Genomic DNA, 23,752 nt, shown 5'->3' with positions numbered 1-23,752 from the left:
ATATTGTTCACGTGAGAAAATTATCCTTTTTATTTCTGATATTGGACGTAGCTTTACTTTTAGCAGCGTGCAGCGACTCGGAGACTTATGCTGAGCAGAAGAAGAAAGAGCGTAAAGCCATCAGTTCATATATTCGCGATAAGGGAATCAAGGTGATTTCTGAAGCAACTTTCAAGGCCGCAGGAGAGACCACAGATACGGCTAAAAACGAGTTCGTTTTATTTGAGAGTTCGGGTGTCTATATGCAGATCGTTCGCAAGGGCTGCGGAAAGAAAATTGCAGACGGTGAGACTGCAACCGTGCTTTGCCGTTTCTCGGAATATAATCTGCTGGCAAATCCGGACACAGTGCAGCTTACTAATAATGTGCTTCGGTTTGCTTTCTTTGACGATAAAATGACTGTAATTAATAATTCGGGTACATTTCAAGGATCGTTTATTCCCGGTTTTAGTGTAATGCACACGGCTTATCGAAGCACGGCAGTACCGACAGGTTGGTTGGCTGCATTCAGTTATGTCAACATCGGTCGTCCTTCAAAGGCCGATGAGGAGTTGGCGAAAGTAAAGTTGATAGTTCCTCACGATAAAGGAACTACTGTTGCTACACGGCGGGTGTATCCTACACTTTATGTACTGACGTTCCAACGGGGATTGTAAACAGTATCATTAACTAAGATATAATGACATTAATCAAATCTATTTCAGGTATCCGCGGTACGATCGGCGGACGTGCGGGCGACACGTTAAACCCGCTTGACATCGTGAAATTTACGTCGGCATATGCTACTTTTATTCGAAAGAATCGTCCGAACGGCTCAAATAAGATTGTTGTAGGGCGTGATGCACGTATATCTGGCTATATGGTGAAGAATGTTGTGTGTGGAACACTGATGGGAATGGGCTATGATGTCATCAACATCGGTCTCGCAACAACTCCCACAACAGAATTGGCCGTACGCTGGTCGGGAGCAGACGGCGGTATCATTATTACTGCAAGCCATAACCCGAGACATTGGAATGCACTCAAGCTCTTAAATAATGAAGGTGAGTTCCTGACTGTTTCAGAAGGTGCGGAGGTGTTGGATATTGCTGAAAGAGAAGACTTTGATTATGCGGATGTAGATCATTTAGGCTGTTATTCGGATGATGCTTCGTTCAATCAGCGCCATATCGATAGTGTGCTTGCCTTGAAATTAGTAGATGTTGAGGCTATTCGCAATGCACATTTCAAGGTTGTTGTAGACAGCATTAATAGTGTGGGTGGTGTTATCTTGCCCGATTTACTGAAAGTGCTGGGTGTAGAATACAAGTTCCTGAATAGTGAACCGAATGGTGACTTTGCACATAATCCTGAACCGTTAGAGAAGAATCTCGGCGGTATTATGGATGAAATGGCCGTTGGAAAGTATGATCTCGGTATCGTAGTTGACCCGGATGTGGATCGTTTGGCTTTTATCTGCGAAAACGGAACGATGTTTGGAGAGGAATATACATTGGTGAGCGTGGCTGATTATGTACTCTCTCACACACCCGGCAATACGGTTTCCAATCTTAGTTCGACGCGTGCTTTGCGTGACGTAACCGAGAAGTATGGAGGTAAATATATGGCTTCGGCCGTAGGTGAGGTGAATGTCACCACACAGATGAAGGCTGTCCATGCGGTTATCGGTGGTGAAGGAAACGGTGGTGTGATCTATCCTGAGAGCCATTACGGCCGTGATGCTTTGGTGGGTATTGCACTGTTCTTGTCGAGTTTGGCGCATAAAGGCTGTACGGCAAGTGAACTTCGCAAGTCGTTCCCTACTTATTTTATTGCCAAGAATCGTATTGATCTTACTCCATTTACGGATGTAGATGCCATTCTTGCAAAGGTGAAAGACCTTTATAAAAATGAGACGGTGAATGATATAGACGGTGTTAAGATTGATTTTGCAGACAAGTGGGTGCACCTCCGCAAGAGTAATACAGAGCCGATTATCCGTGTTTACAGTGAGGCTGCAACTCCCGAAGAAGCCGATGCGTTAGGAAAGACACTTATGCAAGTGGTTTATGATATGCAAACCAATTGAGGATTGAGAATTGGTAATTGAGAATTCAGATTAATCATTCTTAATTACCAATTTTTTATTTACGAGTCATTTTGTATAAAAGTCGATGAGCTTGGTGAGGGCCAAGCGACACGCTGCACAGAATTCAGGGGTATCATTGGTGCGCATACGACAGTCTTGCATCGGGCGATACACGCCTTTGAGGCTGTAACCGGCTCCCTCAAAAGCACCGATAATACTCTTATCCTTACTGAGTGGGGTAGGGATGGGTGTCTTTTTCTTGATCAGATTTTTCCATTTGCCGTGGAAGTCTTTCAATGTCGTAATATTTTGTTCCCACGGTTCTATATCGTGTGGATACATTGGAATCTGTTCGGCTTCGTAAGCGTATTCGTCTGCCAAGCCAGCAAAGCTGTGTCCGAACTCGTGAACGACCACCGGACGGAACATTCTGTGGTGGGTCATTGACAAATTATAGGAGTTTAGGATACCACCGCCACCGTATTCGTCAGTATTTACTAACACGATGATATGCTCATAAGGTGTACCCGCCAACCAGTTATGGAGGTCTTTCAGACTGAGTGTGGTTAGATAACGGTTACTATAAAAGGTATCGAAATGAGAGTGAAGGGCCGTGTTCTTCCAGACTCCTTTCGATGGATAACTTGTTCCACTGTCTGTGGAGGGCGATTTTACAGCTATTATGTTGAAGCGATCGCGCATAGATTTGAATGGTTCGTGTGCAAACAGTGCCTCCATTGCTGCCTTGGCATCGTCGACGAATGTCTGCATCTCTTCGTTTTTATATCCTTCGGCGATATAAGCAATATGGATACAACGTGTCGAATCGGTCGCCTTTTGAAGTGTGATATATGGAGTGACGTTTTTTTTGCCAATATGTCGGATGAGGATGTCGGTCGGATCGACTTGATGACTGAATGAAGTCATTACTTCACGGCGATTGTTTCGGAGGTCGAGTGTGATGTCTATGGTGTCTTTCGGCATCGGGATGAGGAACACGTTTTCAAAAGAACGTCGTGTCTTTTGGGCTTCGGGATATGATAACCATTCCTGAAATAAGGTAGAGAAGCTGTTCCGATAAATTACGTTTCCTGTTTTATGGTCGCGCACGGTGATTTGTCCGTTTCCTTCAATAGGCAACTCCGACAAGTGTTGATGTTTGCCATACCAATGCGGTATCACTGAAAGCTCATCCAAAGAGATGGTTTGCTCTCGGATATTTCCTGCGAAGTTGTAATCTAAACGCAGTGTTCTGTCTTCAAAATAGTCTTCAAAGGTCTGTGCATTTGCACACATTATTCCGCATAAAAGCAGGCTCATTAAAAATGTTTTTCTCATATCTTAGTAAACTTTGAGTGTATCTCCGACGCATATTTGATAGTCTTCCGGCAGGTGATTTTTTTTGTACAGCGATTTTAGTCGTATACCGTAAAGCTGTGAAATGCTGTACATACTTTCTCCTGTTTTGACTACGTGTGGCCGGTTTTTATAGGCCTTGTCGGCTTTTCTGCGCTTCTTTTTTAGGTAGATGATATCTCCCTGGTGCAACACGTCTCGTTTGTCGCGTTCGTTATAACGTGCGAGTGCTCGGTAAGAGATACCCACTTCCTCGCCAATCGAGCGGAATGTATCACCCTCACGAGCTTGCAGATAATAGTTTTTATTATAGATGCGTATCGGATGTAATCGTTGACTGGGGCCGGCTGGCTTGTCGTGACCTGCTCGCTCGGCCATAAACCGGTCGTAACTGCGGGCTGTGTCGTATTGATATAGTTTATAAAGTTCGATGATTTGAATCAGTTTTATGGCATATTGCGGATTTGTTGCATAGCCACACTCTTTCAGTCCGTAAGCCCAACCGCGGTAGTCGGTTTCTTTAAGAGCGAACAATCGTTTGTAACGAGAACTCTTAGCTAAGAACTTGCTGTGATCTTCAAAACTGTCGAAAACATTGTCATAGGCTCTGAAACATTCGTTTGTAGCATCGTCGTCATGATAAACGGTTTTGCCGCTCCAACCGTGACATTTGATGCCGAAGTGATTGTTGCTGCGCAAAGCGAACTCGCTCTGTCCAGCTCTGCTCTCGAACAGCCCTTGGGCTAAAGTGATGCTGGCAGGTATGTGATACCGCTTCATTTGCTCAATGGCCAAATCTTTGTATTGATTGATATAGGTCTGGTATTGCCGATTCCATTTCATTTGGGCACTGATAGGCAGTGCCAATAAGATAATGAGCGACAGGACTGTGAGTTTTTTCATTGACATTATTATTTGGACGCAAATTTACGGAATAATGTCGAGATATGGAAAGGAGTGGTTTAGATTTTCAAATGGAGTGCAGGTATTTAACGGTTTATAATAAAAAAGGTGAAAGCTGCGTAACAGGTTCAGGTTTTTATTAATTTTGTAACGGCTTAATAGCAAAAAGAATAATTCATATAATGTTTGGATAGAGTGTTTATTAGATGGGTAAAAAACAAAAGGTGATATTGTCCTTGGGGGCGAACGAAAATCAGGAATCGAATATGCAGCTGGCGCAATACAAGCTTGAACGCCTTTTGAGTAATCAAGTAATTTTCTCGGAAATGATGTGGACGACTCCGATCGGCATTGACTCCGATCGGTTCTTGAACTGTTTGGCTGTGGCACATACACATCATAGCTTTACGCAGTTGTATCGAGCATTGAAGCAAATAGAGCGTTCGCTCGGTAGTTTGCGGGCTGAACGTAAGCGGGGAGTGGTAAAAATGGACATCGATATTCTGCTGTTCGGCGACAGCCGTTATCACATCGATGATTGGCAACGCAATTATGTGCGCCGGCTTTTGGAGCGAATGGGAGAGAAAACGTCAGTTGAGAATTGATGGTTGAGAAATCTGTGAATATGTTTTCCCAAAAACACAGATTGACAAACTGAGACATAAAGTAGTTATTCGTAACAATCTCATAATATTAGCTATTTTAGAAAACCTGTAATGAAATATAAACACTCATTATCCGAATAGTAAAGTTTTAAATAATACCCTTCTGTTTTATAAGTATACACATCTTTCAAGTGAGATTCAAAATAATGGCCGGGCTTATCGGTATTGTTCTCTACGATTCCTTTTATGTCATAAAACCGAATTTTATTGTCGCTGACGCTGAATCTTCCTGCTATTTGGTGGTCAAGGCATTTTCCTTCCATCGTTCCGTCACGATGGAGTGTGAGCGTGTATTTTTCTTCTTGCCAGTTGACCCATTGAATCTCCTTAGGATTGTTATCTTTATAAATGTAAGCGTTTAGTCTCCAAAAATATTCGGTGAGTTCTTCGGGCACTTTGTCTTTATCACTATCCGAACAACTGATAAAGCTTAGGGTTGCAACACAAGTGCATACCATTAACAAGATAAATTTTTTCATTTGTTAGTTCTTTCTTTAATATGCAGGCGATCGTTGATGTTGCAAATATAGTAAAAAAATGAATTACTTCTAAATTTTCGTAATTTTTTTGTTAGAAAAAGATTTAGGAAAGTTGAGGTTACATTCGCTTGAAAATCAGTAAGGTATAATTCGTTCTACAATTAGATGCTTTTTACTTTGTATTTAACGCTTACTCGTGCGCCGTTTAACGGCTTTTCGCAGCACCGAAAGAGGTTAATTGGAAAGGGAATCGTCAGGAGGGGCGTAGTGAGTGAGGGCGGAGGATTGGGCGGAAACGAAAAAAAGAGGAAGACTTTTGAATCTTCCTCCTTAATTTTCTTATCTGATGACGAGGTTATTTTTCAATAGCTGCAACGCCGGGAAGCACCTTTCCTTCAATGGCTTCGAGCATTGCACCGCCGCCTGTGGACACATAAGAAACCTTATCGGCCAAACCGAACTTGTTGACAGCCGCTACCGAATCGCCGCCACCTACCAAAGAGTAGGCACCGTTTTGCTGTGTTGCCTCGGCAACATACTTGGCTATTTCGCCCGTTCCGTGTGCGAAGTTCTCAAACTCGAATACACCCACGGGACCATTCCATAGGATTGTCTTGGACTCGAGGATGATTTTCTTCCAGATTTCGAGTGATTGCTCAGAGGCATCCATACCTTCCCAGCCGTCGGGGATGTTTTCGATGGGTACCGCCTTGCGGTTGGCGTCGTTGGCAAAGCGGTCGGCTGCCACCGTAGCCACAGACAAACTGAGGTTCACGCCTTTCTCTTTGGCTGCGGCGATAACATTAAGAGCCTCGGGCATCAGGTCGTCTTCGTGGAGAGAATTGCCGATATGGCCGCCCTGAGCTTTGACGAATGTATAGCCCATTCCGCCTCCGATGATGAGGTTATCCACCTTGTCGAGCAGGTTTTTAATTACGCCCAACTTAGAGCTTACTTTGCTTCCACCGATGATTGCGGTGAAAGGATGCTGTGCGTTCTTCAACACATTATTGATGGCTGTTACTTCTTTTTCCATCAAGAAGCCCAACATTTTAGCGTCGGGAGTGAAGAAATCGGCGATGACCGCAGTCGAAGCGTGTTTGCGGTGAGCCGTCCCGAAGGCATCGTTTACGTAAACATCGGCATAGGATGCGAGTTTTTGGGCAAATGCTTTTTGTTTGTCTTTCATCTCTTTCTTGGCGGCATCGTATTCGGGTGTGCCTTTTTCGACGCCCACGGGCTTACCTTCCTCTTCGGCATAGAACCGCAAGTTTTCGAGTAGCAACGCTTCGCCGGGCTTCAATGCGGCGGCTGCGGCAGAGGCATTGGCGCAATCGTCAGCGAATTTGACGTCGACACCGAGACGCTCGGACACTTTTCCGACGATCTGTGAGAGTGAAAATTTGGGGTTAACTTTGCCTTTCGGCTTGCCCATATGACTCATCATAATCACCGAACCGCCGTCAGACAGAATCTTTTTCAGTGTAGGTAATGCACCACGGATGCGGGTATCATCTGTCACATTACCATTTTCGTCCAAGGGAACATTGAAATCTACGCGGACGATTGCCTTTTTTCCGGCAAAGTTGAATTGATCGATCTTCATATAAACTTATTGATTTATAAATTTGAAAAATACGCTTTAATCATCTGCAAAATTACGAAAAAGATGAGAGATTGCGGTTTCTGAGGCCGGGAATTTTTGTTTTTTGTCCCGAATGGCGTGTTGGCTGTCGTCGAATGAGGGCAATATGCCCGCGTGCCGGTTATCCGAAAAGTATGCGTAGAGCTTCTTCCACTTTGCGAACGGAGTGGAGATGGATGTTATATTTTTTGGAATCGAATCCGCCGAGATTGTATTTCGGGATAATCATATCGGTAAATCCTAACTTTTCGGCTTCTGCCACGCGTTGCTCAATGCGGTTAACGGGACGTACTTCGCCGCTGAGTCCAACCTCACCGGCCATACACCAGCCCGCTTCAATGGCTGTATCGACGTTGCTTGACAACACGGCGGCGATGATACTGAGATCCATCGCGAGATCGGTTACGCGTAGTCCGCCGGCGATATTGATGAAAACATCTTTCTGCATCAGCTTGAAGCCCACGCGTTTTTCGAGAACTGCGAGCAGCATATTGAGTCTTCGCTGATCGAAACCTGTTGCCGAGCGCTGCGGCGTACCGTAAGCCGCTGACGAAACTAAAGCTTGTGTTTCCACTAAGAACGGTCTGACACCCTCGATGGCACTGCTGATAGCAATGCCGCTGAGTCCCTCTTCGCGGTCAGGCGTGAGCAGAAGTTCGCTCGGATTGTTTACTTGGCGCAAGCCGGTCTGCTGCATTTCATAGATGCCTAACTCCGAAGTAGAGCCAAATCGATTCTTGATGCTGCGCAGAATGCGGTACATATAATGCTGATCGCCCTCGAATTGGATGACTGTATCTACGATATGTTCTAAGATTTTGGGACCGGCCAGGGTCCCTTCTTTGGTGATATGGCCGATGAGCAGCACCGGGATGCCACTCGTTTTAGCAAAACGGAGTAGTGCCGAAGCACATTCGCGCACTTGGGTGATGCTTCCCGGCGAACTATCCACATCTTCCGTAGCAATGGTCTGAATGCTGTCGATGATGAGAAGTTCAGGTTTGACGTCGCGGATGTGTTCGAAAATGCGCTCCAACGATGTCTCGCAGAGTATCAATACATTGTCTGTCGCTGCGTTGTCGGCCTGTGGCAAATGTGCGGTAATGCGGTCGGCGCGCAACTTTAGTTGGTGAGCACTCTCCTCGCCGCTTACATATAGGATTCGCTTTTCGGGTAAATGAAGAATCGTTTGCAGCGTAAGCGTACTCTTTCCGATACCCGGTTCGCCTCCCAAAAGCACGATGGAACCGTGTACCAAGCCGCCTCCGAGAACACGATTCAGCTCTTCGTCGTGCATATCTATGCGTGGTTCGTCTTGTGCTGAGATATTACGGAGCACTGTCGGACGGTTTTTGTGCGCTGATTCGGCGTGACTCAACACCGAGTGAGCAGCTGTCTTGGCCGCCATCGAGCTCGTGTCGCCGGCTATGCGAATCTCTTTGAAAGTGTTCCATTGGCCGCAACTCGGGCATTTTCCTATCCATTTGGACGATTCTTGTCCGCAATTCGAGCAGACATAAGCAATCTTGTCTTTTGCCATAACGAGACAAAAGTACGAATAAATTTTGTAACACAAAAAAGAATTCGTACTTTTGCAGATGCTAATATTGCACATTTAATGAATAGAAACTCGGAAGGGCGACTCGTGTTTTCAATACGCTGGGCGCCCTTCTTTGGATAAATAAAAGCGGATGAAATATCTTTGCACACTCTTCACAGCGCTTGTTCTCATTGCGTCTTGCGGTCAGTCGTATGACGAAAAGCAGCGACTCTCGAAGGCAGAAAAGGCAAGACTGAAAACCGAAGACTCGTTGGCGTTGAAAGTGGCGGTGCTGCCCACCTTGGATGGGATGCCGATTTTCTTGGCCAAAGAGCGCCGATTGTTCGATACGTTGAACGTAGATGTCCGACTGCGACGTTGGAATGCGCAGATGGATTGCGATACGGCGCTCATCGGAAGCAGTATAGAAGGCTCGGTGACCGACCTTGTTCGCGCTGAGCGTATAAAGAAACGGGGAACGCCGTTGACGTATGTCGCTGCCACAAATGCTTATTGGCAATTGGTGAGTAATCGTCTGGCGCGTGTGAAAGAACTGAAGCAGTTATCGGATAAGATGATTGCGATGACCCGTTTTTCGGCTACCGATTATTTAGCCGACCTTGCCATAGACAGCGCCAAGCCCAAATACGATGTCTTTCGTGTGCAAATCAACGATGTGCATATCCGCTTGCGAATGTTGCTCAACAATGAGATGGACGCGATGTTGCTTACCGAACCGCAGGCCACTACCGCCCGATTATACCGCCATCCCGTGTTGATGGACAGCAGAGATAAGGGTCTTCGTTTCGGTGTTATTGCTTTCCGGACAGCAGCAATGCGCGATGTGCGCCGCCGAAAACAGATTCAGGCTTTCATCAAAGCGTATAATATGGCCTGCGATTCGCTTAATGAGAAAGGGTTGCAACATTATTCTGATTTGGTAATGAAGTATTGTGGCGCCGATAAGAAGACTATAAAGGCTTTACCGAAGATGCGTTTTGAACACGCGGTAAAGCCTCGCTCCCAAGATATTTTACGTGCACAGAAAGATAAACAATGAGTGAAACGGAATCTCTGAAAAGGATAGAAGCTGCCTTACTCGATGGCGAGAATGTAGGCAAAGCATTGCGTTTGCTGCAACAGTTCGTAACCGACAGACCCGATCCTGCTGTTTCCGGCGTATTGGAAAGTGTGAGTCAGGATTATGAATTGATGAAAGACTTTATGCTGAAAGGTTATCACGACGATAAACGGGCGATGCTTTACGAGGGTATGTTGCGCAAGTTGTATCGTGTGTGGGGCTATCTGCGTGTGTCAGTCAAGGTTCAAGAGAGTCAGGCTTATCGTTTGGCTGCTACTGTTGTGCCACCTGTCAGTCTGCATCCTGATGACATCCGCCGCCGACTTGAAGGTTTCGTGCAAGATGTAACGATGTTATCCCTGGAACCGGAAGCTGTCGGTCAATCGACGAAAAGCGATATCTACTCGACCCATCAAACGTATATCGAAGGGTTGTTTAATGCCGTTCTCGTCTCACCGCAATGGGATAGCGATACGGCCGAGGGTTTCGAGCAGCTTCTTCTGTCGCCGACCATCGATGCAAATGATGCCCAACTGTTGGTGAGTGCTGTGATGTTGTCGGCAATGAACGTCTTCGATATTCGCAAGGTGATGACTTTGATGGCAGTATATTGCAATACTTCCGACGAGCATATACGCCAGCGCGCGCTTGTGGGGTGGGTATTTGCCTTGCCTGAAAAGCTGCATCGGGTGTTCCGCCCACTATGGGATAAGGTATCGGAGCTTTGTAAGGACGAGGCTGTTCGCCGCGACTTGCTGGAGTTGCAGATGCAAGTATTTCATTGTCTCAATGCTGAACGCGACAACGACAGACTGCAACACGACATCATTCCGAATTTAATGAAGAACAATCATTTGCAGATTACGCGTTTCGGAATCAAAGAGAAAGAAGAAGATCCGATGCAGGACATTCTTGATCCCGGAGCTGCCGATCGTGCAATGGAGGAAGTGGAAGGCAGCTTCAAACGTATGGCCGATATGCAAAGAGCCGGTGCCGACATCTATTTCGGCGGTTTTTCGCAAATGAAGCGATTCCCGTTTTTTGGCACGTTAAGCAATTGGTTCTGTCCGTTTTATGTCGATCATCCCGCCTTGCAGAGTGTGAATGAACAGCTGAAAGATTATAAATTTATGGCCGTTTTGCTGCTCAAAGGACCTTTTTGCGACTCGGATAAATACTCGTTTGCACTCGCTCTGTCTACCATTATCGACAAACTGCCTGCTAATGTACGCGAAATGCTTAATAGCGGAGAGACGATGGGGGCTGTCGACAGTGGTTTAGACACTGGTAGCGCAGCTTATATCCGGCGCACTTATCTGCAAGATCTCTACCGTTTTTTTCGTGTTTACCCTTATCGAGATGACTTTCGGAATCCTTTTGAATGCGAGTCACCCACGTGGAATGCCCTCTTTTTTCTCAACGATGCTTTCAAGCGAGATGTTCTTTTATGTGAAGCACGTCAGCTGAAAGGCTTTCTTTTGAAGCGAAAACACTATGAGGCGGCCTCAGAAGTGTGTGACCGCTATGTGGAACCAGGCATTGTTGAAGACCTTTTCATACGTGCGACGTTGGCCGTTCATTATGGACATTATACAGATGCACAGGCTTTTTATGCGCAGATTCTCGATAAAGAGCCCGACAATTTGCGGGCTTTGCGAGGACTGGCGCAGGCAGATTTCCATTGCGGTGACTTCGAGTCGGCCGTGAAAGGCTATTCTGCTTTGTTGGAGAAACAGCCAGACAATAAGCATTACGCGCTGAATCTTGCCATCTCTCAAATCAACAGTGGGGCTGCCGAACAAGGAGTCAACGGACTGTTTCGCCTGAATCTTGACTTCCCCGACGATAAAAATATTCGTCGGGCGATAGCTTGGGGGCAGATGTTTCTATGCAAACCGTCTCAAGCTGAGCCCATTTACGATGACCTTCTGGCGTCTGCCGAGGCAGAAGACGCCGATTATCTGAATGCCGGTTACTGCAAATGGTTTGTCGGAAAAGTTTCTGCTGCTGCCGATTTGTTTAAAATGTATGTGCAAAAAACAGTTACTCGTGATTCGGTCAGCGTTGTAACGATAGCCGCTGCCTTTGCCGATGACCTCCCGTTGCTTACCCGCAACAATATTTCCGATACCGATATCAGGTTAATGGAAGATATTGTTGATTCATAGTTTCATAGGGATTGAGGAGCAAAGGAAAGAAAAACGTCATTGGTTTTATATCTTATTGACTATCAATAATTTATTATTTATATTATGATTCACCATTACTTGCAAAGCAAGTAATGGTGAATCGTTGTGTATTTAACGATTAAACGCGAAGTATTTAACCGTTAAATGCGATACGTTTAATGGCTTTTCGTGACGAAATTTATATATAGTTGATTCTCAATGAAATACAAATGAATTTCATTTTTTGCTTTTTTCCTTTTTGCAAAAGAATTTAGAGTGTCAGACAACTCTTGTAAAGAGTGTTGTTGTTATTGGTCGGGATTCTTCTCGAAGCCTTGATATTCGGGAACGAGACCGGACATAATGGCAGCGTAACTGCGGTTTTCGGTATTCTTGATATTATCGATTCCCTGTCCGATAGGAGGAATAGGACGGTGAATGGTGAGCCTGAGCGGATGCCGAATTACCCATTTCAGGTCGCGTGTTCGAGGCATTACGTCGAACGAACCGTTGATGGTAATGGGAACAACGGGCAATTGCAGCTCGTCGGCCAACATAAAAGCGCCGCGGCGGAAGGTACCCATATGACCTGTAAAGGTGCGTGCCCCCTCGGGGAAAACAACCAAAGACATTCCGTTTTTCAATGTTTTGCGTGCTTGTTCGTAGGTTTGTCTAATCTTGCTCGGGCCTCGTTTGTCTACGAAAATGTGGTGGGCGGCCTGACAGGCGATGCCCACAAAAGGCACGTTGCGTAGCTGGCGCTTCATCATCCATTTGAAGTTACGTCCTAAGAAACCGTAAATCAGGAAGATGTCGAAAGCTCCCTGGTGGTTACTCACAAAGACATACGACTGTCCTTTGACCAAATTCTCGCGCCCCTCTACCGTCACCGGTAACAGCAGAACGCGTACAATGAGCCACGCCCACCACTTACCGGGATAGTAACCCCAGAAGTGTCCGCTGCCGATCGTACACCCGATAACTACGATCAAGGCTGTGAAGATAGTGTAAAGAATGATAACGGGGAAAGCAAAAAAAAGCTGATAAATGCGATAGAGGTATCTCATTGTCGGAAGATTTGGTACGGGTTATTGGAGTTTATGCAACGTAATGACGGCGATTTCGCCCGGAATGCCGAAGCGAAAAGGAATCAGTCCGCCGATGCCTGCCGACACATAAAGTGCGCGGTTGCCGTCGAGATAGAGTCCGTAGTCTTCTTTACTGGTTAGCATTGTGGGTCTGAGACCGAACAATTGGATTTGGCCGCCGTGGGTATGACCGCTCAATGTGAGTTGCACTTGCGATTTGGGGAGAATCGAGCGACGCCAAGCCGAGGGGTCGTGTTGCAACATCACGACATAAGCTGAGGGTGAAATGCCTTCTAAAGTCTTGTTGATGTCGCCCCGATCGGGGAACGGCGGTAAGCCGTCATTCTCTTCTCCGGCTATCACGAGAGAGTCTTTCCCGCGGCGTATCGTATGGTGTTCGTTCAAGAGCACTGTCCAACCGAACTGTCGTTCACGCGAAATCACTTCTCGTTCGTTGGCCGCTTTCACAGCCGGATCGGCTTTGATATATTGGCTGTAATCGTGATTGCCGAGCACGGAAAATACACCGTCTTTGGCGTGTAGTGATTTCAGAAGGTCTTGAACGGGGTAAAGCTCAGACGGTTGCATATTCTGCAAGTCGCCGGTAAAGACGATTGCGTCTGCGTTTTGCGCGTTAAGGCTGTCGATAACACGCGTAAGCATCTTGTATTTGTTGCCCGTCAGTGTGCCCACATGGGCATCGGTGAACTGCGCAATACGATAACCGTCGAAAGCTTTGGGCAGTTCCCGCGAATAGATGTCTACGTGGCGGACTTCCAATTTGCGGAAACCGAGTGTGGATCCATATATTAATATGTATAGAGAAAAGAGACAGAGTGGTGGTGCAACGAGGTTACCCCAATTGTTGCGCGTGTGTGTCAGCCGGCAGTATAGCAGTCCGAGACCGGAGCAAAAGGCAAAAATGGCTTTGGGGGTAACGATCGATCCGACGAGAAACAGATAGAGATTAAGCCAAAAAAGATCATCAGGTGCGAAGTTGCGGATGGATGCCAATGCCACGGTATATCCCAAAAGACCTATCGAAGGCAGCCACCACAACAGCCGTTTCCACCAAATTCGCCACGAGGAACGGCGCAGATAATGGAGATCGAAATACAAATCCGGCAATACAATAGCCAATATTATCGGTATGAAAATTCGTGCAATCATCTGAATGCAATCTCCTCTCCGCGGCAATCGGTATCAAATATGCCGTCGTTGTAAAGCAATCGACCGTTGCAAAACGTCTGTCGCACTTGCCATTGATAGCAATGCCCGGTCATAGGACTCCATTTACATTTACTCTGAATTATCTCTTCACTCACAGTCCACGGCCTATTTGGCTGTACGATGGTGATATCTGCCTTGTAGTTTGGGCGCAGATACCCACGCTCGCGCACCTCGAATAGGCGGGCTGGATTGTGGCACATCAATTCGACTAACCGCTCGATAGAAAGTATGCCGCCGTCGACCAATTCCAACATTGTGACCAATGAGAATTGGATCATCGGCATTCCCGATGCTGCTTTACAGCATCCACCCTGCTTGTCTTGCATCGAATGCGGTGCGTGATCGGTCCCGACAACGGTAATCCGACCATCGGTAAGGGCCTGCCGAAGTGCTTCACGGTCAGCAGTAGATTTCACTGCTGGGTTACATTTAATCAAAGCACCTTTTGATAGATAGTCTTCGGCGGTGAAATTGAGGTGTGCTATTACAACTTCTGCGGTGATTCGGTTGTCTGATCCGAAGAGTTCCAACTCCTTGGCTGTGGTGAGATGGGCCACGTGCAGTCGTGTACCGTAAGTCTTGGCAAGTTCAACGGCCCAAGAAGAAGATTGATAACAAGCTTCGACCGAGCGTATCTGTGGATGTAGAAAGACCTCAGGATCATCGCCATAAACGGCTTTCATTGCCGTCATATTGCGATTAATGAGCTCTGTGTCTTCGCAATGCGTCATTATGGGAAGATCTATTCGGGCAGCTGTTTCAAATATTTGAGCCAATGATTCACGCCGATCTACAAGCATATTGCCTGTACTTGCACCCATAAAGAGCTTGATTCCCGGTGTGCGATGGCGATCTAAGCGTTCAAAAAGCAGTGAATTGTCATTCGTCGCACCGAAGAAGAAAGCATAATTTACATAACTTTTCTTCTTGCCCAAAGCTGTTTTCTGTTCCCAATGCTCGATAGTTGTTGTCTGCGGAACAGTATTCGGCATTTCGAAATATGATGTTACACCGCCGTAGGCAGCAGCTCTGCTCTCGCTCTCGATATCTGCTTTGGATGTAAGTCCAGGCTCGCGGAAGTGCACATGGTCATCGATGATACCCGGAAGAACGAAACATCCCGTGGCATCTACACATTTATCGTAATGACCACGGGGTGTTTTTACGTTTTCCATAACAGCTATTATGCGGTCATTATCAATCTCGATAGAACCTTCGAAAGCTCTACCTTCATTGATAATCGTGCCGCCATAAATGAGTGTTGACATCCGATCGGCTTGTTAGGTTATTGTGCTTCGCCGGCAGGTTTGGCCAATTCGTTAGGTGTCGGGGCAGCTTGTGGCGATACGGAACGGTCTGGATAAGCTCCGGGAACAGCCTGTTCGGAAGATGAAGAGGGTACTTCTTTCATTCCGTTCATAATCTGTTGATTCTCTTGAGCTTTCTTATAATAGTCCTTTACGTATGGATCGTTTTTGAAATGGTCGGTTGCTTTACTCATAATATCTTCTATCCAAGGTGTCAATTCAGGGTAACGATAACCGATGGTCACCATTAGAAATACGCCAGGACCAAGTACATTATCGAAGTTTTCGGTGACGAATCCGGTGATTAAGCTGTCTTCTTGCTGCGAGATGGCAATGCTCTCGGCACTTAGTCGGGCGTTCACCACTTCCATATTGAGGCCGTCCATAATTGCCTGATCGTGTTTATGAACAAGCTCTGCTTCCTGATTCTTCAACTGATTGTATTTATTCAGGAACTTAAACAGTTTGTCGTTCAGCGGTGTTCCGCTTACAATCTGTTGGGTATTGTCTATCTTGATAACGATGTCTCCACGTTCTAAGACTACGGGTAGCACGCTTTCTTCATCCATAAAGATACTCGCTATACGTGCCGAATCAATCGAACCGGTGAAGCTAAAGATGCCGTGAACCACCTCGCAAGAGTCTATCTTTTTGAAGTCATTGTCTTTGAGGACTTTCAAATACAACTTCTGTCCGTCCAATGTCGCAACATTCGAGGAACCCTGTATGTTGTAAGAACTCGCGCAGGAGGTAAAAGTCAGCAAAGAGATAAAAGCGTAAAAGACTTTATTCATAAACAATTTTCTTCTTCTTCTACACAAAGGTAATGTGTAAAATTGATGTCAGAAAAGATTTTTATGCTATTTAATTGATTCCTGCTTGCATTTAAGTATTTTTTATGAAAGTAAGTTTGAGATACGCAACACAGGCTTATTGATCAACTTCTTTCTTCAATTCGTTGCCGATCCGATGTGTAGTGTAAATCTCGAGAAGGGCTGCAATGAGTAGCAACAATACCCATTTGTTATACACATATTGTATATAATCCATATAACCGGTGCCTCCGCGCCCTCCGAAAAGCGGCAAAAGAAACTGATAGGCAGAATCAATCATCAGAATGGCAGATAGAACAAAGAAGATATCGGCTACTGCTTGGATGCGTTTCAAGCGTTTGATCACGAAGTTGTTGCCTTCATACAGCTGCATAGCCTGGATTAAAGTAAACATCAATGTGCCTGCGGCGAAAAACCAGCATACCACCTTTTGTTGCCACATAAATACATAACAGCCTGCTCCGATCACCATCAGCAGACCTCCGATCAGGAAAATGGCACTCTGAATATTAGTCTGTTGTCTCATCATTCTTATCTGTTTGTTGTTCGTCGTCATCTAAAACATAAATGTCTTCATTGTCAGCTTTCATAAAATAGCGCTCACGTGCAATCTTTTCAATGGCTTTCGGATTGCATCTCAGTTCTCTGAGTTTCTTGGAATCGGCCTCGTGTTGCGTTTTATATTTGCTGATTTGATCTTCCAATTCATTGATCTGTAATTCGTATTGTATGCGTTTCATAAAACTGTTCTCATCGAGAAATCCCACGACGAGCACACCGATTGCCACTACAATCAAGTATTTGTGACGACTGATGAACCTCCATATAAAGCCAAAACGATTGTTCATTCTGATTGATTTATGGTTGCAAAAGTAGGAAATAATATCGAGATTCTCGACTTTTTTACGTACTTTTGCCTCGAAAAATTCATTTCCATATGAACGAATACATTGTTTCTGCGCGCAAATATCGCCCTATGTCGTTCGACACTGTTGTCGGTCAGTCGGCTCTGACGACGACTTTGAAGAATGCAGTAACGAGCGGTAAGCTGGCGCACGCTTATCTTTTCTGCGGCCCCAGAGGCGTAGGTAAGACCACTTGTGCCCGTATTTTTGCCAAGGCTATCAACTGCTTGATACCCACCGAAGACGGAGAGGCTTGCAATCATTGCGAGAGTTGCCGGGCATTTAATGAACAGCGGTCTTACAACATCTTCGAACTCGATGCCGCAAGTAATAATTCTGTCGAGAACATCAAGGCCCTGATGGACCAGACTCGCATACCACCGCAAGTGGGGAAGTATAAAGTTTTCATCATCGATGAGGTGCATATGCTGTCTACGGCGGCATTCAACGCTTTTCTGAAAACACTTGAAGAACCGCCAGCACACGTTATTTTCATTCTCGCAACAACTGAGAAGCACAAGATTTTGCCTACAATTATCTCCCGTTGTCAGATTTACGACTTTGAGCGGATGACCGTTCAGGGCATCATCAATCATCTTAAAATGGTGGCCGAACGCGAAGGTATTGCCTGTGAAGAGGAAGCACTTAACGTGATTGCTGAAAAAGCGGATGGCGGAATGCGTGATGCGCTGTCGATATTCGATCAAGTTGCGAGTTTCAGCCAGGGCAATATTACTTATCAGAAGGTGATAGAAGATCTCAATGTGTTGGACAGTGACAATTATTTTCGCATCATCGACCTGGCTCTTCAAAACCGAGTGAGTGATACAATGGTGCTCCTAAACACCGTGATAGGTAAAGGATTCGATGGTGGGAATCTGATTAACGGACTCGCAACGCACGTTCGTAACGTGCTGATGGCTAAGGATTCAGCTACGCTTCCGCTGCTTGAAGTGAGTGAAAGACAACGTGCTCGTTACCGAGAACAGGCTGAGAAGTGTCCTACTCAATTCCTTTATAAGGCTTTGGAAATAATGAATCGTTGCGACATTAACTATCGGCAGAGCAGTAACAAGCGCCTGTTGGTGGAGCTGACGCTGATTCTGGTAGTGCAGATCACGCAACCCGACGATGACGAAAGCGCGGGGCATAGCCCCAAACGATTGAAATCCCTGTTCAAAAACCTTGTCATTCCTCAACCGAAACCGGCTATACAGGTAGCTGGAGTTGAGAAATCCCATTCAGAGATAGCGGCGTCTGCACCGTCGTTAGCCACCAGATCGCGTCTGAAATTAGGCTCTATGGGAATGACTTTCAGCGATCTGCGTCGGCGTTCCACTGCGGTCAACCCCCAAGAGACGGTAGATGACACCACCACGGGCGAGCATCAGACCTTTACACAGGATGCTTTGGAATTACAATGGATGATGATGTGCAACCGAATGCCACAGGAAATGACCGGTCTTGCAGCTCGAATGAAGAATATGATGCTGCGAATCACTACCTTTCCACACGTGGAAGTGGTCGTGGATAATGATTTGATACTTGACGGAATCAATAAAATCAAAGGCGACATACGGTCGACGCTGATCAAAAATTTACATAATGATGACATTCAGCTAAATATCCGATTGGCCAAAGGAAATGAGGTACGCAAGGTTTTGACCAAACGCGAACTCTTTGAAGAGATGAAACAGAAAAATCCTGCTATCGGAAAGTTGAGCGAGTTGCTTAGTTTAGAATTGTCTTGATAGTGATTTCACTTCCTAATCTTTCTTTTATGGAGAGGGGAACAACATCAGTTCTTGTTGAGATTGTAGTAAATACGTTGATATGCTCACAGCTCGTGAATGGGTAACTGATTATTTAGCTGCAAACTGGATGTTGTGTTTAATATGGGTAGATACTCTTGATAAACGGTCTGTAAACGATTGAATGCATTGCGATTAATAGTTAAATGTGCGGTGACTAACGGTTAATTGGAATGCATTTGATGACCTTTTACAAGATTCTTAGTATCTGTTTGGTTCTCAATTATATATAATATTATTTGTCCTTGCTATCCATAGGGTTTCTCTTTATACAGAATCGATATTTTAGTAGAAAGATTTGCTCATATCATTTTTTATTCTTAAATTTGCAAACACTAAGGCCTCGTAGTTCAGCTGAATAGAATGCAGGATTCCGGTTCCTGAGATCGCGGGTTTGAATCCCGCCGAGGTCACTCTCTTTGACATGGGTTCTTCCTTTCTTCCGGCCGAAGAACAAAAGAATGTCGAAATCAAATTTTAATTCAGCTTTTGTCCGGACGCTATCGGAGTCGGGTGAAACAGGACGTGTGTCTGAACCGAATTTCAGAACCAACAAATACGAATACTTTATGGAATTATCAGAAAGATTCATCAATTACACGCGATTCGACACACAGTCGAACGACGAATCGGAGAGTGTACCCAGTACTTCAAAACAGTTGATTTTTGCCGAATATCTCAAAAAGGAGCTCGAAATGGAGGGCTTCAGTGATGTAGAGATGGACGAGATGGGCTATATTTATGCTACACTTAAAGCCAATACTAAGAAAGAAATACCTACGATTGGATTTATTTCTCACTATGATACGAGTCCCGATTGCAGCGGAGCAAATATCCGACCGCGCATTGTGAAAGCCTATGACGGCGGTGATATCGAGTTATCTCCGGGTATTGTGTCGTCTCCGGAGAAGTTTCCTGAATTACTGTCGCACGTGGGCGAAGATCTCATCGTTACTGACGGGACTACGCTTTTAGGTGCCGATGATAAGGCAGGAATTGCAGAAATCGTACAGGCTATGTGTTGGTTGCGCGACCACAACGAGGTAAAACACGGCGATATACGCATTGGTTTCAATCCCGATGAGGAGATCGGGCGCGGCGCTCACCATTTCGATGTCGAGCGATTCGGTTGCCAATGGGCTTATACTATCGATGGAGGAGATCTTGGAGACTTAGAATACGAGAACTTCAATGCAGCCGGTGCTAAGGTATATATTAAAGGTGTGAGTGTTCATACGGGCTATGCCAAAGGTAAGATGATGAATGCCAACCGACTGGCTTGCGAGTTTAATGCACTTATTCCTGATACGGAGATTCCAGAGTCGACCGAAGGTTACGAGGGATTCTATCATCTCTTGGGCATTGAAAGTCGCACAGAAGAGGCCAAACTTACCTATATCATTCGTGATCACGACCGTGAACGGTTTGAAGATCGCAAGGATTTCATTGAAGAATGTGCCCGTAAGATGAATGGGAAATATGGCGAAGGAACAGTGAAAGTTGAGCTGAAAGATCAGTATTATAATATGAAAGAAAAGATTGATCCCAATATGCACGTCATCGAAATCGTGTTGCAGGCGATGCAAGAGTGTGGGGTTCCGCCGAAAGTGGAACCGATTCGCGGTGGAACTGACGGTGCGCAGCTCAGTTTCAAGGGGCTTCCCTGTCCCAATATCTTTGCCGGTGGTGTGAATTTCCACGGTCCTTACGAATTTGTTTCCATTCAAGTGATGGAGAAAGCAGTACAGGTAATTACGAAGATTTGCGAAATCACCGCTGCTTATAACGATTAATTCATTCGGCCACGGACACTTTGGTCTGTGGCCTTTATACTTTCTTCTATGGCCGAATTGCCAAACCTGGTCAAAGATCTTGCACTGATTTTGGTCGTTGCGGGAATCGTAACGCTTATTTTCAAGCGTCTCAAGCAGCCGTTGGTGCTGGGGTATATTGTTGCAGGATTTGTCGTTTCGCCTCATATGCCTTATACGATGTCGGTCGTTGATGAGGCAGATATACAGACATGGGCAGACATCGGCGTAATCTTCTTGCTGTTTTCGCTCGGACTGGATTTCTCTTTCAAGAAGATTATCAGGATGGGGATGTCCCCCGTGATAGCTGCACTCACAATCATCTTTTGTATGATGACGCTGGGAACAAGCGTTGGACATGCTTTTGGGTGGGGGCGAATGGACTGTATTTTCCTCGGAGGTATGTTGGCAATGTCGTCTACTACCATTATCTATAAGGCTTTCGATGATATGGGATTACGCCAGCAGCGGTTTGCAGGATTGGTGATGAGCGTGCTTATTCTCGAAGATGTGCTGGCTATTGTGATGATGGTGATGCTGAGTGCTGTAGCCGGCGGATCAAGTCCCGATGGCGGTCAGATGGCCGGTATCGTTTTGAAAATCGTTTTCTTCCTTGTTCTTTGGTTTGTTATCGGCATTTTCCTTATTCCCATTCTTTTCCGACGTACACGTCGACTGATGAGCGATGAGACAATGATTATTGTTTCCTTAGGTCTTTGCTGCGCAATGGCTGTCTTCTCATCAGCTGTCGGATTCAGTAGTGCTTTCGGCGCTTTTGTGATGGGAAGTATTCTTGCAGAGACGATCGAAGCTGATAAGATCACGCGTCTTGTAGAGCCGGTAAAGAACTTCTTCGGTGCTATTTTCTTCGTGTCTGTCGGTATGTTGGTCGACCCGAAGATTCTTGTAGTATACGCACTTCCCATCGGTATCATCGTACTCACGATTCTTTTAGGGCAAGGAGTATTCGGAACGGCAGGTTTTATGCTAAGTGGTCAACCGCTGAAAACATCGATGAAGTGTGGCTTTTCGATGGCACAGATTGGCGAGTTTGCCTTTATTATCGCCTCACTCGGACTCTCGCTCGGTGTCATCGGGCGGTTTCTTTATCCAGTGGTGGTGGCCGTCTCGGTCATTACTACGTTTCTCACACCTTATATGATACGTTTTGCGGAGCCTTGTTACAATCAGATTGAGCGACGCTTGCCAAAAAAATGGACGCGCAGACTAAATCATCTCGGCGTTGCCCATCATTCTTCGGCGGCGGAAGTCAACAATTGGCGCATACTTCTTCGTCAATTATTGCTTTATGTTATGGTCTTTTCCATTCTGAGCGCGGCCGTGATTGCATTGATGTTTACTTTCTTTCTGCCATTCATTCGGCATATTCTTCCGCATTGGTGGGCCAATGGCGTGTGCGGTGTGTTGACCGTCGGGCTCATTGCTCCGTTTCTTCGGGCGATGATAATGAAGAAGAATCATAGTGAAGAGTTTAAGTCTCTTTGGACGCAAAGCCGTCTTAATCGTCTCCCATTGACTTTTACCATTCTCGTGCGTATAGCCATCGCTGTGGCATTCGTTTTCTATATATGCAATTTCCTTACGCGATTTACCAATGCACTGATGATCAGTATCGCTGCGGCAGCCATCATCGTGATGGTGCTTTCGCGTGGATTGAAACGTCGCAGTATAATGCTCGAGCGTGTTTTCGTACAGAATCTTCGTTCGCGAGATATTGCAGCGCAGGTCAAAGGTCGTAAGAAACCGCTTTTTGAGGGGCATCTTTTAGATCGAGACATTCATATCTCAGATTTCGATGTGCCCGAAGACTCGGCGTGGACTGGTAAAACACTTCGTGACTTACAGTTTCGCAATCGCTTCGGCGTGCATATCAGTAGTATTCTTCGCGGTAGACAGCGCATCAATATACCTAATGGCAGCAACGTGATCTTTCCTAATGACAAGATTCAAATCATTGGTAATGACGACCAGTTGCGTGCTTTTGGTGAGGCACTCAAAGGCGAGCAGGTTGCTGAAGATCCTGACATCGAGAAGCGTGAAATGAAATTGCGCCAGTTGATTCTCACAGCTGCCAGTCCGTTTATCGGCAAGACACTTCGCGAAAGCGGCATCCGAGATCGATATAATTGTATGGTGATAGGCGTAGAAGAAGGTCAAGAGAATCTTGCTCTTATTGATCCCGCCCGTCGTTTTGAGCAAGGCGATATCATTTGGGTCGTCGGTGAGGAAAGCGCATTACGTGAGTTGATAGGAGAATGACATATTTAGTGCAGAGCATTGTTTTATAAATGAGCTGTAGAAAATCTTGGGGGAATGATAAATAGAGAAGCTGGCAATTCTGTTGAAATATAGAATAGCAATGATATAAAAACTTTATTTATAACTCTTCTTATTATTTGTGTATTACCCCACCGTTACACAATGGAAGTAGTGTCTATTTGCTGAAATCGGCGGAGAGTCCACGACATCCGGTATCCATTACGACACACGCCTCAATAAGCATACAAACTGGGGGATTTGAGTCGGGATAGCCTATATTTTTTCTCGTTCGGAAGATTTCCCAACAGTTCTCCGTTGCACTTTGGAATGGACATGCCATGTTGTTGTCAATTACCTGATAGATCGGGGCTGTCATCACTTTGAATTAGGCGATGATGCTGTTTTCGATTTCTATCGTTTATCCACTCCTATCTAATTCATCTAAAAAGGAAAAACACAATGTTGATAAGAAGTATAAAAGTAATAAATGATGTATCATTTCGAGCAGTATACGATCAGTAGGGCAGCAGTCGTATAGGAGTGGTCGAGAAGTATACGACCTCTCATCGTGCTTCTTAGATG

At 45.6% G+C, this 23,752-nt stretch carries 19 protein-coding genes and 1 tRNA gene; 9 read left to right on the top strand and 11 right to left on the bottom strand.

Going from position 1 to position 23,752, the window contains the following annotated elements:
* The first annotated feature begins 41 nt into the window (after positions 1 to 41).
* Both RWY97_RS00100 and glmM read left to right on the top strand, forming a co-directional pair.
* Positions 42 to 656: a BamK family beta-barrel-assembly machinery protein gene (locus tag RWY97_RS00100; protein ID WP_021583258.1), complete on the top strand. Its 615-nt coding sequence runs from the start codon at positions 42 to 44 to the stop codon at positions 654 to 656.
* A 23-nt stretch (positions 657 to 679) separates the two neighbouring features.
* Entirely contained in the window at positions 680 to 2,068 is a 1,389-nt protein-coding gene (gene glmM, locus RWY97_RS00095; RefSeq protein ID WP_315564904.1) for a phosphoglucosamine mutase, read from the top strand.
* A 66-nt stretch (positions 2,069 to 2,134) separates the two neighbouring features.
* Here the strand turns inward: glmM and RWY97_RS00090 are convergent, their stop codons facing one another.
* Together RWY97_RS00090 and RWY97_RS00085 are read right to left on the bottom strand one after the other, a co-directional pair.
* The gene (locus RWY97_RS00090; RefSeq protein ID WP_315564903.1) at positions 2,135 to 3,406 is read right to left on the bottom strand and encodes a M64 family metallopeptidase; all 1,272 of its coding nucleotides are present in this window, start codon (positions 3,404 to 3,406) and stop codon (positions 2,135 to 2,137) included.
* Positions 3,407 to 3,409: 3 nt separating this feature from the next.
* Complete coding sequence (locus tag RWY97_RS00085) at positions 3,410 to 4,327, bottom strand: glucosaminidase domain-containing protein (protein ID WP_314740940.1); 918 nt, start codon at positions 4,325 to 4,327, stop codon at positions 3,410 to 3,412.
* Between the two features lie 206 nt (positions 4,328 to 4,533).
* Between RWY97_RS00085 and RWY97_RS00080 the strand changes: the two genes are divergently transcribed.
* Positions 4,534 to 4,932: a 2-amino-4-hydroxy-6-hydroxymethyldihydropteridine diphosphokinase gene (locus RWY97_RS00080; RefSeq protein ID WP_315564902.1), complete on the top strand. Its 399-nt coding sequence runs from the start codon at positions 4,534 to 4,536 to the stop codon at positions 4,930 to 4,932.
* 92 nt (positions 4,933 to 5,024) lie between these two features.
* Here RWY97_RS00080 and RWY97_RS00075 read toward each other — a convergent pair whose 3' ends face one another.
* The 3 genes from RWY97_RS00075 to radA all read right to left on the bottom strand — a co-directional run bounded on the left by RWY97_RS00075 (position 5,025) and on the right by radA (position 8,656).
* The gene (locus RWY97_RS00075) at positions 5,025 to 5,471 is read right to left on the bottom strand and encodes a hypothetical protein (RefSeq protein WP_315564901.1); all 447 of its coding nucleotides are present in this window, start codon (positions 5,469 to 5,471) and stop codon (positions 5,025 to 5,027) included.
* Between the two features lie 355 nt (positions 5,472 to 5,826).
* Positions 5,827 to 7,077, bottom strand: coding sequence for a phosphoglycerate kinase (locus tag RWY97_RS00070; RefSeq protein WP_314740934.1), 1,251 nt, complete (start codon positions 7,075 to 7,077; stop codon positions 5,827 to 5,829).
* A 160-nt stretch (positions 7,078 to 7,237) separates the two neighbouring features.
* The gene (radA, locus tag RWY97_RS00065; protein WP_315564900.1) at positions 7,238 to 8,656 is read right to left on the bottom strand and encodes a DNA repair protein RadA; all 1,419 of its coding nucleotides are present in this window, start codon (positions 8,654 to 8,656) and stop codon (positions 7,238 to 7,240) included.
* A 151-nt stretch (positions 8,657 to 8,807) separates the two neighbouring features.
* Between radA and RWY97_RS00060 the strand changes: the two genes are divergently transcribed.
* Positions 8,808 to 9,716 (top strand): ABC transporter substrate-binding protein, encoded by a 909-nt coding sequence (locus RWY97_RS00060; protein WP_024991879.1) that lies wholly within the window; start codon positions 8,808 to 8,810, stop codon positions 9,714 to 9,716.
* The gene (locus RWY97_RS00055; RefSeq protein WP_315564899.1) at positions 9,713 to 11,905 is read left to right on the top strand and encodes a tetratricopeptide repeat protein; all 2,193 of its coding nucleotides are present in this window, start codon (positions 9,713 to 9,715) and stop codon (positions 11,903 to 11,905) included. Before RWY97_RS00060 ends, RWY97_RS00055 begins: the two co-directional genes overlap by 4 nt.
* Positions 11,906 to 12,213: 308 nt before the next feature.
* Here RWY97_RS00055 and RWY97_RS00050 read toward each other — a convergent pair whose 3' ends face one another.
* The 6 genes from RWY97_RS00050 to RWY97_RS00025 form a co-directional block, all read right to left on the bottom strand.
* On the bottom strand, positions 12,214 to 12,972 hold the full coding sequence (locus tag RWY97_RS00050; protein WP_021583325.1) for a lysophospholipid acyltransferase family protein: 759 nt from the start codon (positions 12,970 to 12,972) through the stop codon (positions 12,214 to 12,216).
* Between the two features lie 21 nt (positions 12,973 to 12,993).
* Positions 12,994 to 14,163 carry a metallophosphoesterase gene (locus RWY97_RS00045; protein ID WP_315564898.1) on the bottom strand — a complete coding sequence of 390 codons (1,170 nt, stop codon included), beginning with the start codon at positions 14,161 to 14,163 and terminating at the stop codon, positions 12,994 to 12,996.
* Entirely contained in the window at positions 14,160 to 15,491 is a 1,332-nt protein-coding gene (locus RWY97_RS00040) for a dihydroorotase (protein ID WP_315564897.1), read from the bottom strand. The genes RWY97_RS00045 and RWY97_RS00040 overlap by 4 nt, the downstream gene beginning before the upstream one ends.
* 17 nt (positions 15,492 to 15,508) lie before the next feature.
* Positions 15,509 to 16,324, bottom strand: coding sequence for a DUF4369 domain-containing protein (locus RWY97_RS00035; protein ID WP_273177930.1), 816 nt, complete (start codon positions 16,322 to 16,324; stop codon positions 15,509 to 15,511).
* A 136-nt stretch (positions 16,325 to 16,460) separates the two neighbouring features.
* Positions 16,461 to 16,889 carry a hypothetical protein gene (locus RWY97_RS00030; RefSeq protein WP_314740950.1) on the bottom strand — a complete coding sequence of 143 codons (429 nt, stop codon included), beginning with the start codon at positions 16,887 to 16,889 and terminating at the stop codon, positions 16,461 to 16,463.
* Complete coding sequence (locus RWY97_RS00025; protein WP_314740923.1) at positions 16,873 to 17,211, bottom strand: FtsB family cell division protein; 339 nt, start codon at positions 17,209 to 17,211, stop codon at positions 16,873 to 16,875. The genes RWY97_RS00030 and RWY97_RS00025 overlap by 17 nt, the downstream gene beginning before the upstream one ends.
* Before the next feature lie 89 nt (positions 17,212 to 17,300).
* Here RWY97_RS00025 and RWY97_RS00020 point away from each other — a divergent pair, with 89 nt between their 5' ends.
* The 4 genes from RWY97_RS00020 (at position 17,301) to RWY97_RS00005 (ending at position 23,170) form a co-directional block, all read left to right on the top strand.
* On the top strand, positions 17,301 to 19,019 hold the full coding sequence (locus RWY97_RS00020) for a DNA polymerase III subunit gamma/tau (protein WP_315564896.1): 1,719 nt from the start codon (positions 17,301 to 17,303) through the stop codon (positions 19,017 to 19,019).
* A 399-nt stretch (positions 19,020 to 19,418) separates the two neighbouring features.
* A tRNA-Arg gene (locus tag RWY97_RS00015) sits at positions 19,419 to 19,492 on the top strand.
* A 156-nt stretch (positions 19,493 to 19,648) separates the two neighbouring features.
* On the top strand, positions 19,649 to 20,872 hold the full coding sequence (gene pepT / locus RWY97_RS00010; RefSeq protein WP_273177935.1) for a peptidase T: 1,224 nt from the start codon (positions 19,649 to 19,651) through the stop codon (positions 20,870 to 20,872).
* 48 nt (positions 20,873 to 20,920) lie between these two features.
* Positions 20,921 to 23,170 (top strand): cation:proton antiporter domain-containing protein, encoded by a 2,250-nt coding sequence (locus tag RWY97_RS00005; protein ID WP_315564895.1) that lies wholly within the window; start codon positions 20,921 to 20,923, stop codon positions 23,168 to 23,170.
* Positions 23,171 to 23,752 lie beyond the last annotated feature (582 nt).

The organism is Hoylesella pleuritidis, assembly GCF_963541955.1.
Classification (GTDB): domain Bacteria; phylum Bacteroidota; class Bacteroidia; order Bacteroidales; family Bacteroidaceae; genus Prevotella; species Prevotella pleuritidis.
Note: the sequence above shows the minus strand (reverse complement) of the source record. Positions and strands in the feature narration are given on the sequence as shown.

Coding starts and splice junctions, on each gene's coding strand:
- RWY97_RS00085 (WP_314740940.1), bottom strand. CDS start 4,327: ATGAAAAAACTCACAGTCCTGTCGCTCATTATCTTATTGGCACTGCCT.
- RWY97_RS00050 (WP_021583325.1), bottom strand. CDS start 12,972: ATGAGATACCTCTATCGCATTTATCAGCTTTTTTTTGCTTTCCCCGTT.
- radA (WP_315564900.1), bottom strand. CDS start 8,656: ATGGCAAAAGACAAGATTGCTTATGTCTGCTCGAATTGCGGACAAGAA.
- RWY97_RS00030 (WP_314740950.1), bottom strand. CDS start 16,889: ATGAGACAACAGACTAATATTCAGAGTGCCATTTTCCTGATCGGAGGT.
- RWY97_RS00005 (WP_315564895.1), top strand. CDS start 20,921: ATGGCCGAATTGCCAAACCTGGTCAAAGATCTTGCACTGATTTTGGTC.
- RWY97_RS00040 (WP_315564897.1), bottom strand. CDS start 15,491: ATGTCAACACTCATTTATGGCGGCACGATTATCAATGAAGGTAGAGCT.
- pepT (WP_273177935.1), top strand. CDS start 19,649: ATGGAATTATCAGAAAGATTCATCAATTACACGCGATTCGACACACAG.
- RWY97_RS00070 (WP_314740934.1), bottom strand. CDS start 7,077: ATGAAGATCGATCAATTCAACTTTGCCGGAAAAAAGGCAATCGTCCGC.
- RWY97_RS00055 (WP_315564899.1), top strand. CDS start 9,713: ATGAGTGAAACGGAATCTCTGAAAAGGATAGAAGCTGCCTTACTCGAT.
- RWY97_RS00075 (WP_315564901.1), bottom strand. CDS start 5,471: ATGAAAAAATTTATCTTGTTAATGGTATGCACTTGTGTTGCAACCCTA.
- RWY97_RS00035 (WP_273177930.1), bottom strand. CDS start 16,324: ATGAATAAAGTCTTTTACGCTTTTATCTCTTTGCTGACTTTTACCTCC.
- RWY97_RS00025 (WP_314740923.1), bottom strand. CDS start 17,211: ATGAACAATCGTTTTGGCTTTATATGGAGGTTCATCAGTCGTCACAAA.
- RWY97_RS00060 (WP_024991879.1), top strand. CDS start 8,808: ATGAAATATCTTTGCACACTCTTCACAGCGCTTGTTCTCATTGCGTCT.
- RWY97_RS00090 (WP_315564903.1), bottom strand. CDS start 3,406: ATGAGAAAAACATTTTTAATGAGCCTGCTTTTATGCGGAATAATGTGT.
- RWY97_RS00020 (WP_315564896.1), top strand. CDS start 17,301: ATGAACGAATACATTGTTTCTGCGCGCAAATATCGCCCTATGTCGTTC.
- glmM (WP_315564904.1), top strand. CDS start 680: ATGACATTAATCAAATCTATTTCAGGTATCCGCGGTACGATCGGCGGA.
- RWY97_RS00080 (WP_315564902.1), top strand. CDS start 4,534: ATGGGTAAAAAACAAAAGGTGATATTGTCCTTGGGGGCGAACGAAAAT.
- RWY97_RS00045 (WP_315564898.1), bottom strand. CDS start 14,163: ATGATTGCACGAATTTTCATACCGATAATATTGGCTATTGTATTGCCG.